Origin of the sequence: Burkholderia sp. Ax-1720 (assembly GCF_011753035.1) — a bacterium.
Taxonomy (GTDB): Bacteria; Pseudomonadota; Gammaproteobacteria; order Burkholderiales; family Burkholderiaceae; genus Burkholderia; species Burkholderia gladioli.
The window spans coordinates 1-1063 of sequence record NZ_VWWK01000442.1 but is presented as its reverse complement, the minus strand read 5'-3'; the positions used below and the strand labels follow the sequence as shown (position 1 = coordinate 1063).

1 protein-coding gene and 1 pseudogene are annotated in these 1063 nt (G+C 73.3%); both read left to right on the top strand.

Annotated features, from left to right (window positions below):
• A pseudogene (locus tag F3J18_RS37525) lies at positions 1–183 on the top strand (chemotaxis protein CheW); the annotation flags it as partial.
• Positions 180–1063: CheR family methyltransferase (locus tag F3J18_RS37520; RefSeq protein WP_275691851.1), on the top strand; the 884-nt coding region annotated here is incomplete at its 3' end. The pseudogene F3J18_RS37525 and the gene F3J18_RS37520, both read left to right, overlap by 4 nt.

Genomic DNA, 1063 nt, shown 5'->3' with positions numbered 1-1063 from the left:
CGCTGGCTCGGGCCGGTCGCGCACGACGCGCATGGCGTGCTGCAGTGGGTGACGGTGCGTCACCTGCTGGGCGAGGAGGCGCGCGCGCTGCTGTATGCCGCCGCGGCGCGCGAGGCCGCGGATGCGGGCGACGGCCAGGGCGCCGCCGACAGCCTCGACGCCCGGGCCGGAGAACGCCGATGACGAGCGCCAACCTGATGCGCATCCACGACTGGCTGGCGCGCGAGACCGGCATCGATTCCGATTCGCTCGGCGCCGATTTCGTGGCGCGCGCGCTGGCCGAGCGGATCGCCGCGATGCTGGCCGGCGAGGCCGCCGCCGCGTCGCCGGCGGTGATGCAGCGCGCGCGGCAATTGAACGACGAGGATCTCGATGCCCACTGGCGCCTGCTGCTGGCCTCGGCCGACGAGCAGCGCGCCTGGATCGAGCAATGCGTGGTGCCCGAGACCTGGTTCTTCCGCGAGCGCGAGGCCTTCGTCGCGCTGGCCGCGCGCGCGCTCGAACGGCTGCGCGCCGAACCTTCGCTGCCGCTGCGCGTGCTGAGCGCGCCATGCTCGACCGGCGAGGAACCCTATTCGGCGGCGATGGCCCTGGTCGACGCCGGCATCGATCCGGCGCGCCTGCAGATCGACGCGCTCGACATCAGCGCACGCGCGATCGCGCAGGCGCAGCGCGCCGAGTACGGCCGCAATTCGTTTCGCGGCCACGCGCTGGAGTTTCGTGCCCGCCATTTCACGCCGACCGCCGACGGCTGGCGGCTCGATGCGCGGATCCGCGACTGCGTGCGTTTTCGCCGCGCCAACCTGCTCGAGCTGGGCGGCCCCGGCCAGGCGGCCGACGAGGGGCGCTACGACTTCATCTTCTGCCGCAACGTGCTGCACCTTGGCGTCGAGCGCGCCGAACGGCTCGTCGAGCAGCAGCACGCGCGGCTCGACGATCAGCGCACGCGCGATCGCGCAGGCGCAGCGCGCCGAGTACGGCCGCAATTCGTTTCGCGGCCACGCGCTGGAGTTTCGTGCCCGCCATTTCACGCCGACCGCCGACGGCTGGCGGCTCGATGCGC